The organism is Neisseria montereyensis (assembly GCF_024834045.1).
Taxonomy (GTDB): domain Bacteria; phylum Pseudomonadota; class Gammaproteobacteria; order Burkholderiales; family Neisseriaceae; genus Neisseria; species Neisseria montereyensis.
On the sequence record NZ_JANUXW010000004.1, the window covers coordinates 95,969 to 112,089 of the forward strand.

Below are 16,121 nucleotides of genomic sequence, written 5' to 3' on the forward strand. Positions count from 1 at the left end.
GACAACTATTTCCCAGCTAATATTTTAAATCTAATAAAACAAATAATGCACCCTTAAAATAAGAATAAAGCACACCTCAAAATTCTAATCTCAAAACATAATGAATTTTCTAACTATCACATAATCTACCTTGAAAAAGTTAATATAAAAAAAATCCTTTGTTATCAAAATAACAAAGGATTAAATTTAAATCACAAAATGTTCAATCACTCAACCGTAACAGATTTCGCCAAATTCCTCGGCTTATCCACATCGGTACCACGAGCTAATGCGGCATGATAGGCCAACAACTGCACAGGAATGGTATGAACAATCGGGGATAATACACCGACATGGCGCGGGGTGCGGATCACATGAACGCCTTCGTCTTCGGTGAAATTGCTGTCTAAATCGGTAAATACAAACAGCTCACCGCCGCGCGCGCCGACTTCCTGCATATTGGCTTTGACTTTATCCAATAGCATATCATTGGGGGCAATCACGACAACGGGCATATTTTCATCTACCAACGCCAGCGGGCCGTGTTTCAATTCGCCTGCCGGATAGGCTTCTGCGTGGATATAAGTGATTTCTTTTAATTTAAGCGCGCCTTCCAATGCAATCGGATAATGAATGCCGCGGCCTAAGAATAATGCACTTTGTTTGGAAGCAAATTTTTGCGCCCAAATGGTAATTTGCGGTTCAAGATTTAATACGTGTTGAATGCTGCCGGGCAGTTGGCGCAACTCTTCCGTATAGTGTTGCTCTTGCTCTTCGGAAACATGGCCGCGCATTTTGCCTAAGGTTACGGTTAAGCCGAATAGAACCACTAATTGGGTGGTAAATGCTTTGGTTGAAGCCACGCCGATTTCGGCACCGGCGCGGGTGTAAAGCACAAGTTCGCTTTCGCGCGGCAGGGCGGATTCCATCACATTACAAATTGATAAGCTATGCTTATGCCCAAGTGATTTGGCGTATTTTAAGGCTTCCATCGTATCCAATGTTTCACCGGATTGGGAAATGGTAATCACCATTTGCTTGGGGTCGGCAATCACATCGCGATAACGGTATTCGCTGGCGATTTCAACATCGGTCGGGATTTTGGCAATGCTTTCCAGCCAGTATTTGGCGGTTAAGGCCGAATAATAAGAAGTACCGCACGCTAAAATCTTAATGCTGTGGATATCATCGAAAACCTCGCGGGCATTGCTGCCGAAGTTTTCAGGTTCGAAACCGCCTTCTAGAAACACTTCAGCCGTATCAGCAATTGCGCGCGGCTGTTCGTGTATTTCTTTTTGCATGAAATGGCTGTATGGGCCTAATTCCAATGAGGCAAGGGATAACTCGGAAATTTTTACTTTACGTTCGGCAACTTGGCCGTCTTTATCAATCAGTTTTTCAATGCCTTTGGTGCTGAGCAGGGCAATATCGCCGTCTTCCAGATAAGCAATATGGCGGGTAAAGGCGATGACGGCCGATACGTCGGAAGCAATAAAGGTTTCGTCTTCACCGAAAGCCACCAAAAGCGGGCAACCCATACGGGCGACGACCATATTCTCGGTATTGTCTTGCGCAACAACAGCAATGGCAAAAGCGCCGTGAAAACGTTTGCAGGCTGCTTGTACGGCGGTAAACAAATCACCGGTTTGCAGATATTCGTGATTCACGCTGTGGGCAATCACTTCGGTGTCGGTTTGCGATTCGAAAACATAACCGATTTTTTGCAAGCGCTGACGCTCGCTTTCGAAGTTTTCGATAATGCCGTTATGTACCACCGCTACGGTGCCGCCTGAAATATGGGGGTGTGCATTCGGCTCGGTAACCCCGCCGTGTGTCGCCCAACGGGTGTGGCCGATACCGATACGGCCGAACAGATTTTTTTCTTTGGCCGCCTGCGCCATTAAAGCCACTCTGCCGACACGGCGGACACGTTTGATTTTGCCGTCGATACTGACGGCGATGCCTGATGAATCGTAGCCACGATATTCGAGACGCTCTAAGCCGTCTGTTAGAAAATCCACTACATTGTGATTGGCGCGTATAGCACCTACGATACCGCACATAATTGTTCCTTAGTATCAATTGGTTGATGAAAAACATGCCATCTGACTTTCAGACGGCATGCGGGGAAAGTATCAGTAAAAACTGTTCAAATAGTTGGATACGGTTCTAACAAGATAGTTTGCTGTTTTTCGTATATATTTGAATATTCATTAAAAATTTCTTATCCGATTGATGAGACTGCCGCAGACTGACCGAATATCCAATTATCAATGCAGAAATCGATATCAGCAATAGAAATGTTTTTTCTATTTTCTTTTGATGCTTTGTTACGATAAATATGCTTGTTGCCGTTTTCGCTAACCCAACCTGTTTTTTCAAAAAATAAAGAAAGGAATGAAATACCCTCAAACGATCATCTTGATTGTCTAAAATATGATCGTGGTTACTATCTAATGTAAAAGGGAAACCTTAGAAATTAATGGGAAACACCAAGGTTATTAGAAATTCCTGCATTTTTGCCAATGCTTCTTTAAGGTTTAAAAGTATTTTTATTTGATAAGTTTAAAAAATCCTATCTTTAATTATACCGGTGAAGATAGTAATGCATACTGTCTCTACGGATGTTTTCCTTATTGCCGCATATTGAAGACCCTAAAAAACTGATTTTTGTATCTAAATATGTGGAAACAATTTCTGATATTTCGGTACACTCTGAATTCTGATTCAGATGTTTCATTTTTTGTGTCGGCGGTAAAAATAACGGTAATTTATTTTCCGGAAATAAGTATTTATGTATTGTTAAGTAGGATTCGGTCGGATAAGCGGATAATTGCCCTTTCGGATATGTCCAATTTGCCATGTATGGAGAGGCTTTCGGTTTATCATCGCGAACAATCACAAAACCAGAGCCCGCTTTTTGATACGGTTGATGGTAAAGTGAATAAGCTTGAGTACCGGGTTGATCTTTAGCGGTAATAAAATCACTGCCTATATAAACAGGCAACGCCCATTTTTCAGACAAAATTTTGGGATCTATATCCAATAAACAGCCTGTAAAAGAATTTTCATAGAATTGCTTCGCTAAATCATCCGCACTTCTTACCGGATAAAGATGACTACAATCGGGCTGTTGCGGCAAAATACCGATGGGAGAGGGGGAATTAGGAAATGTTACTTCGGCGGAAGCGAAAGGCAGCATAGCCAAGTACAGTAGTATTGTATAAAGTGGGAATTTCATCATGAATCCTTGTAAAATAGATGGCAGGTATGAAATTTGGAAATATTCAGACGGGTAGTCTGTTATCCTTCCCAGATGTTTTCAGACGGCCTTTCCAAAGTTGGCAACAAGGTTTCAGCTTGTGTAGATTGATATTTTAAATATTGTTTTTGAGCTGTCATAGACAACTAGGCAAACTTCATCTTTGCACTTGTTTTTAAAGGATAATATAGCCTTTATTTCCTGCGTTAAAACGCCATTCGCACACCTTCAACTAAACTCAAAATGCGGCCTTGAGAATATCATTGAACTTACGCAAATGACGTTTCACCTGATTCCAAAAGTTCTCAATACTGTTTATGAGGTTTTGCCTGTCTGCAAAATGTGTACTTTGATTGATATGTTTTTGAATAGCCCTAGTTATCTAGGGTAGTTCCTTTATTTTTTTCAGGCCGTATCCAATCTTCGATAACGGTTTGGCGCGCGCGAGCGAGCACTAAAGTATTGTCTTCACAATTTTTGGTAATCGAACTACCCGCGCCGATGGTAACTTTATTGCCTAAGCTAACCGGAGCCACTAAAACAACATTCGAACCGATACGCACATCATCGCCGATAGTGGTTTTATGTTTGTTTACGCCGTCATAGTTGGCGGTAATCGTACCGGCGCCGATATTGGTTTGGCTGCCGACTTCGGAATCACCCAGATAAGTTAGATGGTTTGCCTTGCTGCCATTGCCCATCGTTGTATTTTTGGTTTCGACAAAATTACCGATATGAACGCCGTTACCCAGTTTGGTATTGGCGCGCAGGCGGGCAAACGGGCCGATACGGCCATCTTCGCCCACTTCGCAGCCCTCTAAATGAGAGAACGGGGCAATTTTCGAGCCTGAAGCAATCGTGGCATTGCGGATAATGCAATTGGCACCGATTTCCACATCATCACCCAATTCCACTTCACCTTCCAATACCACGTTCACATCAATCACCACGTCTTGACCGTGTTTCAGACGGCCTCTTAAATCAAAGCGTTCGGGATCGCGCAGGGTAACACCTGCTTTCAGCAAAGCTTGTGCCTGTTGTTTTTGGAAAATCCGTTCTAATTCGGCCAATTGCACTTTATTGTTTACCCCTGCTGCCAGATAAGATGCGGCAACTTGCACGGGGTGAACGGCAATGCCGTCACGATTGGCTAAGGCGATTAAATCGGTCAGATAATATTCGCCTTGTGCATTATTGCTTTGTAGGCTGTTCAGCCATCCGGCAAGCTTGGCATTGGGCAATACCAAAATACCGGTATTGGTTTCTTGAATGGCTTTTTGAGCGGCATCGGCATCTTTTTCTTCGACAATAGCCACCACTTTGCCGTTGTCGCGGATAATGCGGCCGTATCCGGTCGGGTCGTCCAAAACATCGGTCAGCAGGCCGACTTCATCACCGGCGGCTTCCAGCAAAGCTTCCAAAGTAGCGGTATCGGTTAGCGGGACATCGCCATACAGCACTAAAGTACGGCCTTCTTCCGGCAGATGCGGTAGCGCAATTTTTACCGCGTGGCCGGTGCCCAGTTGCTCGTTTTGCTCTACCCAATTCACATCACGCTTCACCTGCGCCAAAACTGCTTCTTTACCATGCCCGATCACAACACTGATGCTTTCGGGGTTTAAGCTGCGGGCAGTGTCGATAACACGCTGAACCATCGGCTCGCCACCGATTTGGTGTAATACTTTAGGCAGTTTGGAATACATTCGGGTGCCTTTTCCGGCAGCTAGAATAACGACATGTAAAGAAGATTGGCTCATATTATTGTTTTGCCTTATGTGATAAGTTGTAGAAATAGAAATGGATACGATGCTTTGAGAAGGCCGTCTGAATGATTTTCAGACGGCCTCAACATTCTATGCCGCTTTATTGTGCCGCATCGGGAAAACTGGGGGCTTCCCAGTTGGTGCCGCGCACATTTTCCGTATTGTTATCCGGTGTTACGGCACGTTGTTCAGGGCGGAATTGGTTGTAACGCATATTGCGCGAATAAGTACCGTCTTGATAAACCACGGGCGTACCGGGTTGGTATTTTGGTTTTAAAGCAGTGTGGCCGTCGGCTTTTTGATAGGTTTCCCAAGAGCAGGCACTCAGTAGGGAAAAAACAGCCAAAAGGGCAAAAGAGCGCATAATGATTCCTTAAAAATTGCTTCGGTGTGAAAAACATGAATGATTAGGTCTAACCTTATTCATTTTAATCAAATTGTGTACCAATTGATAGTGAACCATTCATTGGCATTTTCGCCCATTCGGATAATGAAACCATATCGGATGCGGCAAAATCCACAAAAGGCAACGCATGTGCTTGTTTACCAAACCATACCGTATGCATGCCCAATGCTTTGGCGGCATGCAGATTGTCGGCACTGTCATCAACCATAATGCAACAGTTCGGGCTTATATTTAATACTTCACACACATGCAGATAAGCCTGAGGGTGCGGCTTGTAATACAAACCGAAATCATCGGTGCCGAACCAAGTATCAAAATAAGCGGCTATGCCCAACTGCTCAACCAATGCCCGCACATAAAATGACGGTGCATTGGAAAACACAACTTTTCGACCACCCAAACCGCTTAAAGTTTCTATGGTATTTTCCATCGGCACCAATGCCGGCAAGATATCTTCTAGCGGGTGGCTTTTTTGTAAAAAGTCATTAACAGAGATTTCGGGATGGTGTTTTTGTAGACCCGCCAGCGTTGCGCCATAGCGGTGCCAGTAGTCTTGCCTTAAATCGGAAGCCGCTTCATCACTTAAATTTAAATGACGGGCCATATATTCCGTCATTCGTTTGTTGATTAAAGAAAAAATACCCGCATCGGCATGATGCAGGGTGTTGTCGAGATCGAACAACCAAACTGTTTGACAATTCATCTTATTTAAAATACTTTACAAATAATTTTTCAAAGGAAAACCCTTTGAAAAATAGCCATTTCCCATAAGGGCATCATCATCTATCCGGATCATACACAATGAAGATAACACAGAAATTATTATTAGGCTTGAGCTTATGCCTACTCACCTTCCAAGCGGCCGCACAATCGGAAGTCCGACTGGCCGTACACGGCGCATTTAGCCTGCCCGACGAACAAATCAAGAAGTTCGAGCAAGAAAATAATGCCAAACTCACCATCATTAAAGTCGGCAGCGGCAATGAAATGCTGAATAAATTGATTTTAAGCCGTGCCAAACCGATTGCCGATGTGGTCTATGGCTTAGATAATGTCAATATCATCAAAGCATGGGAAAACGGCATCTTATCTTCAAAACAGCCTACCTCCGTACCAACCGATGCTTCTTTGCCCGGCGTATTAGCTATTGACTACGCCTATGTGGTGTTGAACTACGATAAAAAATGGTTTGAAGATAAAAAGCTGCCCTTGCCGCAATCACTGGAAGACCTAGCCAAACCTGCTTATAAAGATTTATTGGTACTATCCAACCCCGGCACATCCAGCCCCGGCCTGGCTTTCCTCATGGCCAATATCGGCGGACTCGGCGAAGAACAGGCATTTAAATGGTGGGCCGATATGCGCAAAAACGGCGTAAAAGTCACTCAAAGCTGGAGCGATGCCTACTATACCGACTTCACCCAAAACGGCGGATCCCGCCCCTTAATCGTTAGCTATGCCACCAGCCCGGCCGCCGAAGTCTATTTCAGCAAAGGCAAATATACCGTACCGCCAACCGGAAACTTATTCCTAAAAGGCGGCGTATTCCGCCAAATAGAAGGGGCTGCCGTGTTGAAAGGCGCAGAAAACCCGGGCTTAGCCATGAAACTGGCTGCATATCTGCAAAGCGCCGAGGTACAAAAAACCCTGCCGTCTGAAATGTGGGTATACCCTGCTGCCAAAGGCACACCACTGCCGCAAGTGTTTGAGTTTGCCCAAACACCGAAACAACACTACACCCCGAGTAGCAATATCATGATAGAAAAACAAAAACAGTGGGTTAGCCGTTGGATAAGAACCGTACTCAAATAAACCGGTTATATGCAAACAGGCCGTCTGAAAGGTTTCAGACGGCTTTTATATAAACACCCGACACACATCCATATAACCAAGGAAAATCAATGAAGCTCAAAGCCTTTCTAGCCGAACGGAATATTGAATTTAGTTTGCGCCGTTATGGTATTGATGCACTCAACTTTATGGCCTTAGGTTTATTCAGCTCTCTTATTGTCGGGCTGATTTTAAAAACCATCGGCACATGGGCCTCATGGCAGTGGCTGATAGATGTCGGCACACAAGCACAAAGCGCCATGGGCGCAGCCATCGGTACAGGCGTGGCTTTTGCCCTCAAAGCACCGCCGTTAGTATTGCTCGCCAGTGTGGTCACCGGCACCGCAGGCGCAGCTTTAGGCGGCCCTGTCGGTTGTTTCCTCGCCGCAGCAGCCGGCGCCGAAGCCGGAAAACTGCTTCACAAAACCACACCGATTGATATCGTACTCACCCCTGCCGTTACCCTAAGTGTCGGCATCGCCATTGCCCAATTTATCGGCCCGGCCGTTGCCGCCTTAATGAGCCAAACCGGAGAATTGGTTATGTGGGCGGTAGAATTACAACCCCTACTCATGAGCATGGTTGTGGCCGTATTAATGGGCGTATTATTAACCTTGCCCATCTCAAGCGCCGCTATTGCCATTTCCCTTTCACTCAGCGGGCTGGCAGCAGGCGCGGCTACCGTAGGCTGTTGCGCACAAATGATAGGCTTTGCCATTATGGGCTTTCGGGATAACCGCTGGGCCGGCCTACTCAGCCACGGCTTAGGCACCAGTATGCTGCAAATGCCCAATATTATTAAAAACCCGAAAATCTGGATTCCGCCCACATTAACCAGCGCATTATTGGCACCATTAGCCACTCTAGGCTTTCAAATGAGCAATATTCCCTCAGGCGCCGGAATGGGTACCAGCGGATTAGTCGGCCAAGTAGGCACAATCAACGCTATGGGCAGCACCCCGACAGTCTGGCTCGCCATCGCCCTACTGCACTTCATACTCCCCGCCCTGCTAACCTGGCTGATTGCCGCTTGGATGCGCCGCCGAGGGTGGATTCGGGATGGTGATTTGAAACTGGATATATAATATAAAATTTAGAAAATTGCCCAAGGCGATTACGGCAAGAATAATAAAGCGCCGATTATCCTATAAAATCAAAAGATTATTTTAAATTTTAATAAACAGATAAACGAATACAGAAAGCAAATTTAATGAATAAAAAACATCTTTCAGAACGTGATATTTGTACAAAATACATAACCCCTGCCCTACAAAAAGCAGGCTGGGATATTGCCACCCAAATTCGAGAAGAATTTCCGCTCACCAAAGGCCGCATTATAGTGCGTGGCAAACTACATACTCGAGGCAAACATAAGCGTGCCGACTATGTTTTGTTTTACAAACCCAATATTCCCATTGCCATTATCGAAGCAAAAGACAATAAACACAGCATTGGCGACGGTATGCAACAAGCGCTTGGTTATGCAGAAATGCTGGATGTGCCTTTTATATTCAGCTCCAATGGTGATGGCTTTCTGTTTCACAATAAAATTGCTACCGACGGCATAATAGAACGCGAGCTTGCCCTTCACGAATTTCCTTCTGCAGAAACACTATGGCAATGGTGGTCGGAGCACCGTGGCTTAAATGAACAACAGAACACACTGATAACACAAGACTACTTTAGCGACGGAAGTCATAAAGTTCCGCGCTACTACCAATTGCAAGCCATTAACAAAACAATTGAAGCCATCGCACAAGGTCAGAATCGCATTCTTCTTGTGATGGCCACCGGCACAGGCAAAACATTTACCGCATTCCAAATTATTTGGCGGCTATGGAAATCCAGAGCTAAAAAACGCATTTTATTCCTAGCCGACCGCAATATTCTGGTTGACCAAACAATGACCAATGATTTCAAACCGTTTGGTTCGGCCATGACTAAAATTCAAAAGCGGCAAGTGAATAAATCCTATGAAATTTATCTTTCTCTTTATCAAGCCGTAACCGGTAATGAAGAAGATAAAAATATTTATCGGCAATTCAGCCCGGATTTTTTCGACCTTATTGTTATTGATGAATGCCATCGCGGTAGTGCGGCCGATGATTCTGCTTGGCGGGAAATACTGGAATATTTCTCTTCAGCTACACAAATCGGCCTAACCGCCACCCCCAAAGAAACCAAAGAAGTCTCCAATATCGACTACTTTGGCGACCCTATCTATACCTATAGCCTCCGTCAGGGCATTGATGACGGTTTTCTAGCGCCATATACAGTTGTGCGTATTGATTTTGATCGCGATCTAAGCGGCTGGCGGCCTGATAAAGAAATGGTCGATAAATATGGCAACCAAATTGAAGATCGTATCTATAACCAAAAAGATTTTGACAAAACACTGGTGCTGGAAAAACGCACCCGGTTAGTTGCCAAAAAAATTACCGAATTTCTCAAGCAAACCAACCGTTTCGATAAAACCATCGTTTTTTGTGAAAATATCGACCATGCCGAACGTATGCGGCAGGCGTTGGTTAATGAAAATGCCGATATGGTGGCGCAAAACAGTAAATACGTTATGCGCATCACCGGTGATAACGAAGAAGGCAAAGCCGAACTTGATAATTTTATATTCCCTGAGAGCAAGTATCCTGTTATCGCCACCACTTCAAAGCTAATGACCACCGGAGTGGATGCTCAAACATGCAAGCTCATTGTGTTGGACCAACGTATCCAATCCATGACGGAATTTAAGCAGATTATCGGACGCGGCACACGGATTAATGAAGAGCATGGCAAATATTATTTCACCATTATGGACTTTAAAAAAGCCACCGAATTATTTGCCGACCCTGATTTTGACGGTGAGCCGGTACAAATATACGAACCTGCCGAAGATCAATCACCCGTACCACCGGAAGAACTTACTGAACCGGAAAGCGTTGACGGCACTCCCACGCCCGAAACCGAAGAAAACGGAGTCGACTGGGAAGAAGTTGATATCATCTCCGAACCTGAAGGTAAAAATAGTATTCGCCGTTATGTTGTAGAGGGCGTTGAAGTTAAAGTGGCTGCCGAGCGTGTCCAATACTTTGATGCCAACGGAAAACTCATCACAGAGTCGCTCAAAGACTATACCCGCAACACACTCACTAAAGAATATGCCACACTGAACGATTTTCTCCGCCGTTGGAACAGCGCCGAGAAAAAACAAGCCATTATTAATGAGCTATCCGAACAAGGCATATTTTTTGAAGCCCTTGCCGAAGAAGTCGGGCGGCAGTCCGGCAAAGTGTTCGATCCTTTCGATTTAGTGTGCCATATTGTTTGGGATATGCCGCCGCTTACACGCAAAGAACGCGCCGAACAAGTGAAAAAACGGAATTACTTCACCCGCTATGGCGAGCAAGCCCGCCGGGTATTAGAAGGGCTGCTTGATAAATATGCCGATGAAGGCGTAACACATATTGAAGAACCACAAATTCTCACTATTGCACCTTTTACCGAATTGGGCACACCGATAGAAATCATTCAAACCTTTGGCGGGCTGGAGCAATACCAACAAGCGATTAACGAATTAGAACAAGCTATTTATAGCGCCGAAGCAAAATAATTGGAAATCAAACTACTATGTCACTTTCAACTTTAATTAAGTCGATTCAAGATATTATGCGGAAAGACGTTGGCGTCGACGGAGATGCCCAACGCATCAGCCAAATGGTTTGGCTGATTTTCTTAAAAATCTTTGATGATAAAGAACAAGAATGGCAGTTTACCGTACCCGACTACCGCTCACCTTTAGCCGACCGCTACCGCTGGTCTAACTGGGCGAAAAATCCTGAAGGGATAACCGGCGACGAGCTTTTAAACTTTGTCAACAACGACCTATTCCCCACCTTGAAAAATTTAGCCACCACCGCTAATGCTTCCCCCTATGGCAAAGTTGTCGGTTCCGTGTTTGAAGATGCCCACAACTATATGAAATCCGGCACACTGCTGCGCCAAGTGATTAACACTATCCAGCAAGATGTGGATTTCAATAAATCCGGCGACCGCCATTTATTCAACGATATCTATGAAAAAATTCTTGCCGACCTACAATCAGCAGGCAATGCCGGTGAATTCTATACGCCCCGCGCCGTTACCCAATTTATGGTGGATATGCTCGACCCGCAGCTCGGCCAAACGATTCTTGATCCGGCCTGCGGAACCGGCGGCTTCCTCACCTGCGCCATCGAGCATTTAAGCAAACAAATCACAACCGCAAAAGATCGCGAGCTGCTTCAAAAGAGCATTCATGGCGTAGAAAAAAAACCGCTGCCGCATATGCTGGCAATAACCAATATGATGCTGCACGGCATAGACGTGCCCACCCATATCCGCCACGACAACACCCTCAGCCGCCCGCTTAAAGACTACGGCGCCGCCGACAAAGTGGATATAGTGATAACCAATCCCCCCTTTGGCGGCATGGAAGAAAACGGCATTGAAAACAACTTTCCACGCAAATATCAAACCCGTGAAACCGCCGATCTCTTTATGGCATTGATTATGCATCTGCTCAAGAACGACACCGGCAAAGCGGCAGTGGTATTGCCCGACGGCTTTTTATTTGGGGAAAGCACCAAAACCACGCTAAAACAAGAACTCTTAACGGAATTCAATCTGCACACCATCGTGCGCCTGCCCAAAGGCGTATTTGCACCCTATACCAGCATTGCCACCAATATTCTGTTTTTTGATAAAGGCGGCCCCACAAAAGATATCTGGTTTTTCGAGCACCCCTATCCCGAAGGCTATAAATCTTATTCACGCTCCAAACCCTTAACCATCGGCGAATTCGATTTAGAGAAAAGCTGGTGGGGCGGAGCAGCACGCAAAGGCAGAAAAGCCACCCGACACGCATGGAAAGTATCCGCCACCGAGCTGGCTGATCGCGGCTACAATCTGGATTGCAAAAACCCCTATCAGGAAACCGTAGTTCAAGCCGACCCTGAAACCTTAATAGCCGAGTATCAAAGCATTGTGAAACAAATTGAAATCCTACAAACCGAACTAAAAGCCGAATTGGCCGCCAGCTTGGAGCACCGTGTATGAATACCGCCACGGCCAATCTATTGGCAAAATACTTCGATGCCGCTTTTAATGCACCGGAAGGCATTAAAAAATTACGCGAATTGATTCTTACTCTTGCCATGCAAGGCAAATTGGTTGAGCAAGACCCAAGCGATCCGCCTGCTTCGGAATTGCTGAAAGCAATAGAAGCGGAAAAACAGCAGTTGATAAAAGACAAAAAAATTAAAAAGCCTAAGCCTTTACCAGCTATTAAACCGGAGGAACAACCTTATCAATTACCAAAGGGTTGGGAGTGGGTACGACTAGGAAATGTCTTACATTTCGAATATGGTAATAATCTTCCTAAAAATAAGCGTTCGAACTCCGGTGAATTTCCTGTATATGGTTCAAATGGTATCGTTGGCACTCATAAAGAAGCCTTTGTACAGGATAGATGCATCGTAATTGGTAGAAAAGGATCAGCTGGTGCATTAAATCTATGCCTTTCTTACGGTTGCTGTGTAACTGACGTGGCTTATTACTGTGTCCCACCATCATGCATCGATCTTAATTTTTCTTTTAAGTTGCTTTGCAATTTGAAACTGGAAACCCTTGGAAAAGGCATAAAACCGGGCCTAAATCGAAATGATGCCTATAATTTATTAATTGCCATTCCTCCATTTTCTGAACAACTGCGAATTGTCGCCCGTATCGATCAGTTAATGGCTTTATGCGATAAGTTAGAAAAACTGCGTGCGGAAAGAGTAGAAAAACGACAGGCCGTACATGCAGCCGCTATTCAACAGCTCCTCGAAGCTCCAAATAGCTCTGCCTGGAATTTTATTCAACAGCATTTTGGCGAACTCTACAGTGTTAAAGAAAATATTACTGAGCTACGCAAAGCCATTCTCCAACTGGCCATGCAAGGCAAATTGGTTGCGCAAGATCCAAGCGATCCGCCTGCTTCCGAACTGTTGAAAGCCATAGAAGCGGAAAAACAGCAGTTGATAGAAGACAAAAAAATTAAAAAGCCTAAGCCTTTACCAACTATTAAACCGGAAGAACAACCTTATCAATTACCAAAGGGTTGGGAATGGGTGAGATTAAACGATGTGCTTGATGTACGGGATGGAACTCATGACACCCCTAAATATGTGAACACTGGGTATCCACTGGTTACTAGCAAAAATATTTATGCTGGCCAACTCAGCTTGGATAATATTAAATATATATCCAAAGAAGACCATAAGAAAATATCTGAACGCTCAAAAGTAGATAAAGGTGATATCCTATTTGCAATGATTGGCAGTATCGGTAATCCTGTAATTGTGGATTTAGATATAGAATTCTCAATAAAAAATATTGCACTATTCAAATATTTTATAGAAGGTACACCAAATAATCGATATCTTCACTATTATCTTATTTACGCTCAAAAAAAGATGAAAACAATGTCTTCTGGGGCTGTCCAAAGTTTTGTATCTTTGAGTTTCCTTAGAAATTATCCATTCCCCCTCCCCCCCCTCCCCGAACAAAAACGCATCGTAGCCCGTATCGACCAGCTAATGGCTTTATGCGATAAGTTGGAACAACAAATAGAAGCGGCAACAGATAAACAAACCGAACTACTCAATACGGTAGCCGCTCGGATATAGAATACATCTACGATAATCGCTGTAATAACAAGAGGCCGTCTGAAAAAGATTTCAGACGGCCTCTTGTTTATTCAGTTGTATAGCAACCTAGTTTTTTACTTTAACGCTCCAAATGCAAAAACTGGATATGCCGTTCATACTGATTCAGAATATCAATAATGATTTGCTCTTTGGTATAACCGACAATATCGTAATCCTGACTGCCTTCAACCAAGAATACTTCGGCGCGGTAATAGATTTCCTGCTCGCCTTTTGATGCCAGATTAGTAGCCTGACTCAAAGCGAATACCGGTTTAACGGCTTCCAATAGGCGGACTTCATATAAGAAATCGATTTCTTCACCATGCAACACGGCCAATTTCAAGGCACGGTTTTCTTTGTCTTCCGTGAGCTTGCTTTCAATACCTTTTTCCTGCAACTCATGTGCTACTTCCAGCATCGCCGGTTGTAAGCTATGGGTCATAAAGCGTGATGCGTCTTTGCTATCGGGGAATGTTACCAAGCGGCTCAAACGGTTGCGCCAGTTGCGGCCGTTATCCAATACCATTGCACGGTCGATAAGGTTGGCTTTGCGTTTATTGCCTTCCTGTTGCAGGCACATCCACAAAGAAATCATATAGAGCACCAAAATAAGCGAGAACGGCAAACCTGCGACAACCGATACCGATTGCAACGAACCGAAACCGCCGGCAAAAAGCAGGCCGAGGGTGATTAAGCCGGTGGCCGCTGCCCAGAATAGGCGCATCCAAATCGGTGCGTCGGCACCGGAGGCAAGGTTTTTCGAGCTTAAGTTTGCCAATACCAGCGCACCTGAGTCGGCAGACGTTACAAAGAAAATCAAACCGATCACCACTGCCAACAATGACCACATAGAAGCAAGCGGGTAATGCTCAAGTAGTGCGAATAAGCCCATTGCCGGGTCTTGCAGGGCGGTTTCGCCCAAAGCCACTGCGCCGTTGTTCACTATTTCAATGGCACTGTTACCAAAAATCGAGAACCAGGCAAAGATAAAGCCAAGCGGAATAAACATCACGCCGAACACAAATTCACGCAAAGTACGGCCGCGTGAAATACGGGCGATAAACAGGCCGACAAACGGCGCCCATGCTACCCACCATGCCCAGAAAAAGATGGTCCAACCTGATTTCCATTCCGCGCCCTGTTCGCCATTGTAGGCATATACTTGGAAGGTTTTCATCACGATGGTTTGAAAATAATCGCCGATGTTTTCAGTAAGCGCGTTCAGTAGGAACACGGTAGAGCCCATAAACAGCAGGCCGATTAGTAGAACGGTAGCACCCAACATATTGATTTCGGAAAGACGGCGTACACCACGTTCCACACCCGACATCGCCGATAATCCGGCCACAATCACCACCGAAACGATAATGGTGGCTTGCACCAGTTTATTGGTCGGAATACCAAATACATGGTTCAAACCGGCATTGGCTTGCAATACGCCGATACCGAGACTGGTGGCAATACCCAGCAAGGTACACACCACGCCGAAAGTGTCGACCGTGTGCCCCAGCCAGCCTTCGGTACGTTTACGGCCGAAGATAGGCATCAATGCACTACGCAGGGCAAGCGGCATATCTCTACGGTAAGCAAAATACGCCAGCGCCATGCCGATTAAGGCATAGATACCCCAACCGTGCAAACCCCAGTGTAAGAAGGTTTGCGCCATTGCCGCGCGTGCCGCTTCGGGCGTACCGCCCTCACCGATATTGGGGGTGAGATAGTGGGTTAGCGGTTCGGAAGCACCGAAAAACAGCAAATCGATACCGATACCGGCCGAGAACAGCATGGCCGCCCAAGCCAGATAGGGGAAGTCGGGGCGGTCTTGGTCTTTGCCCAACTTGATATCGCCGTATCGCGATGCGCCGACAAAAATGGAAAAAATCGAATAAGCGGCCACAACCAGCATGTAATACCAGCCGAATTTATCCGATATCCAGCGCAAGGCGCTGCCGAGTACATTTTCACTGAGCTCGGGGAACATAATCGTAAATACGATAAGGGCAACAGATGCTACCGAAGCGGCGGTAAACACGGTTTTATTCACCGCCAGCTTAGGCAGCTCCGCTTCCGTGTGATTAGAGGCATTATGCATGCGTTCTCCTTATATTATTTTAAGATCAAGAACAATAAGTTTCAGACGGCCTCAAACAGCCTGA

Annotated in this window: 11 protein-coding genes and 1 pseudogene; 5 read left to right on the forward strand and 7 right to left on the reverse strand. The window is 45.3% G+C overall.

From position 1 onward, the window contains the following. Positions 1–206 precede the first annotated feature (206 nt). From glmS to NXS09_RS06485, 6 genes and pseudogenes are all read right to left on the reverse strand, one after another. Positions 207–2,042 carry a glutamine--fructose-6-phosphate transaminase (isomerizing) gene (gene glmS / locus NXS09_RS06460; RefSeq protein ID WP_259291730.1) on the reverse strand — a complete coding sequence of 612 codons (1,836 nt, stop codon included), beginning with the start codon at positions 2,040–2,042 and terminating at the stop codon, positions 207–209. A gap of 518 nt (positions 2,043–2,560) precedes the next feature. Next, positions 2,561–3,223 carry a hypothetical protein gene (locus NXS09_RS06465; protein ID WP_259291731.1) on the reverse strand — a complete coding sequence of 221 codons (663 nt, stop codon included), beginning with the start codon at positions 3,221–3,223 and terminating at the stop codon, positions 2,561–2,563. A gap of 193 nt (positions 3,224–3,416) precedes the next feature. After that, positions 3,417–3,599: pseudogene (locus NXS09_RS06470) on the reverse strand (IS1595 family transposase); the annotation flags it as partial. Positions 3,600–3,615: 16 nt separating this feature from the next. Next, the gene (glmU, locus tag NXS09_RS06475) at positions 3,616–4,998 is read right to left on the reverse strand and encodes a bifunctional UDP-N-acetylglucosamine diphosphorylase/glucosamine-1-phosphate N-acetyltransferase GlmU (RefSeq protein ID WP_259291732.1); all 1,383 of its coding nucleotides are present in this window, start codon (positions 4,996–4,998) and stop codon (positions 3,616–3,618) included. A 106-nt stretch (positions 4,999–5,104) separates the two neighbouring features. Then, positions 5,105–5,368 (reverse strand): spore cortex protein, encoded by a 264-nt coding sequence (locus tag NXS09_RS06480; RefSeq protein ID WP_259291733.1) that lies wholly within the window; start codon positions 5,366–5,368, stop codon positions 5,105–5,107. Positions 5,369–5,432: 64 nt separating this feature from the next. After that, a complete protein-coding gene (locus NXS09_RS06485; protein ID WP_259291734.1) occupies positions 5,433–6,113 on the reverse strand; it encodes a pyrimidine 5'-nucleotidase in 681 nt (226 codons plus the stop codon). A gap of 104 nt (positions 6,114–6,217) precedes the next feature. Here NXS09_RS06485 and NXS09_RS06490 point away from each other — a divergent pair, with 104 nt between their 5' ends. The 5 genes from NXS09_RS06490 to NXS09_RS06510 all read left to right on the forward strand — a co-directional run bounded on the left by NXS09_RS06490 (position 6,218) and on the right by NXS09_RS06510 (position 13,944). After that, a complete protein-coding gene (locus tag NXS09_RS06490) occupies positions 6,218–7,222 on the forward strand; it encodes a thiamine ABC transporter substrate-binding protein (RefSeq protein WP_434803013.1) in 1,005 nt (334 codons plus the stop codon). Between the two features lie 89 nt (positions 7,223–7,311). Beyond that, positions 7,312–8,325, forward strand: coding sequence for a PTS sugar transporter subunit IIC (locus tag NXS09_RS06495; RefSeq protein ID WP_259291736.1), 1,014 nt, complete (start codon positions 7,312–7,314; stop codon positions 8,323–8,325). Between the two features lie 125 nt (positions 8,326–8,450). Next, the gene (gene hsdR, locus NXS09_RS06500) at positions 8,451–10,847 is read left to right on the forward strand and encodes an EcoAI/FtnUII family type I restriction enzme subunit R (protein WP_259291737.1); all 2,397 of its coding nucleotides are present in this window, start codon (positions 8,451–8,453) and stop codon (positions 10,845–10,847) included. A 17-nt stretch (positions 10,848–10,864) separates the two neighbouring features. Next, positions 10,865–12,331 carry a type I restriction-modification system subunit M gene (locus NXS09_RS06505; RefSeq protein ID WP_259291738.1) on the forward strand — a complete coding sequence of 489 codons (1,467 nt, stop codon included), beginning with the start codon at positions 10,865–10,867 and terminating at the stop codon, positions 12,329–12,331. Further along, the gene (locus tag NXS09_RS06510; protein WP_259291739.1) at positions 12,328–13,944 is read left to right on the forward strand and encodes a restriction endonuclease subunit S; all 1,617 of its coding nucleotides are present in this window, start codon (positions 12,328–12,330) and stop codon (positions 13,942–13,944) included. The genes NXS09_RS06505 and NXS09_RS06510 overlap by 4 nt, the downstream gene beginning before the upstream one ends. Positions 13,945–14,044: 100 nt before the next feature. Here NXS09_RS06510 and betT read toward each other — a convergent pair whose 3' ends face one another. Next, a complete protein-coding gene (betT, locus tag NXS09_RS06515; protein WP_259291740.1) occupies positions 14,045–16,057 on the reverse strand; it encodes a choline BCCT transporter BetT in 2,013 nt (670 codons plus the stop codon). Positions 16,058–16,121 lie beyond the last annotated feature (64 nt).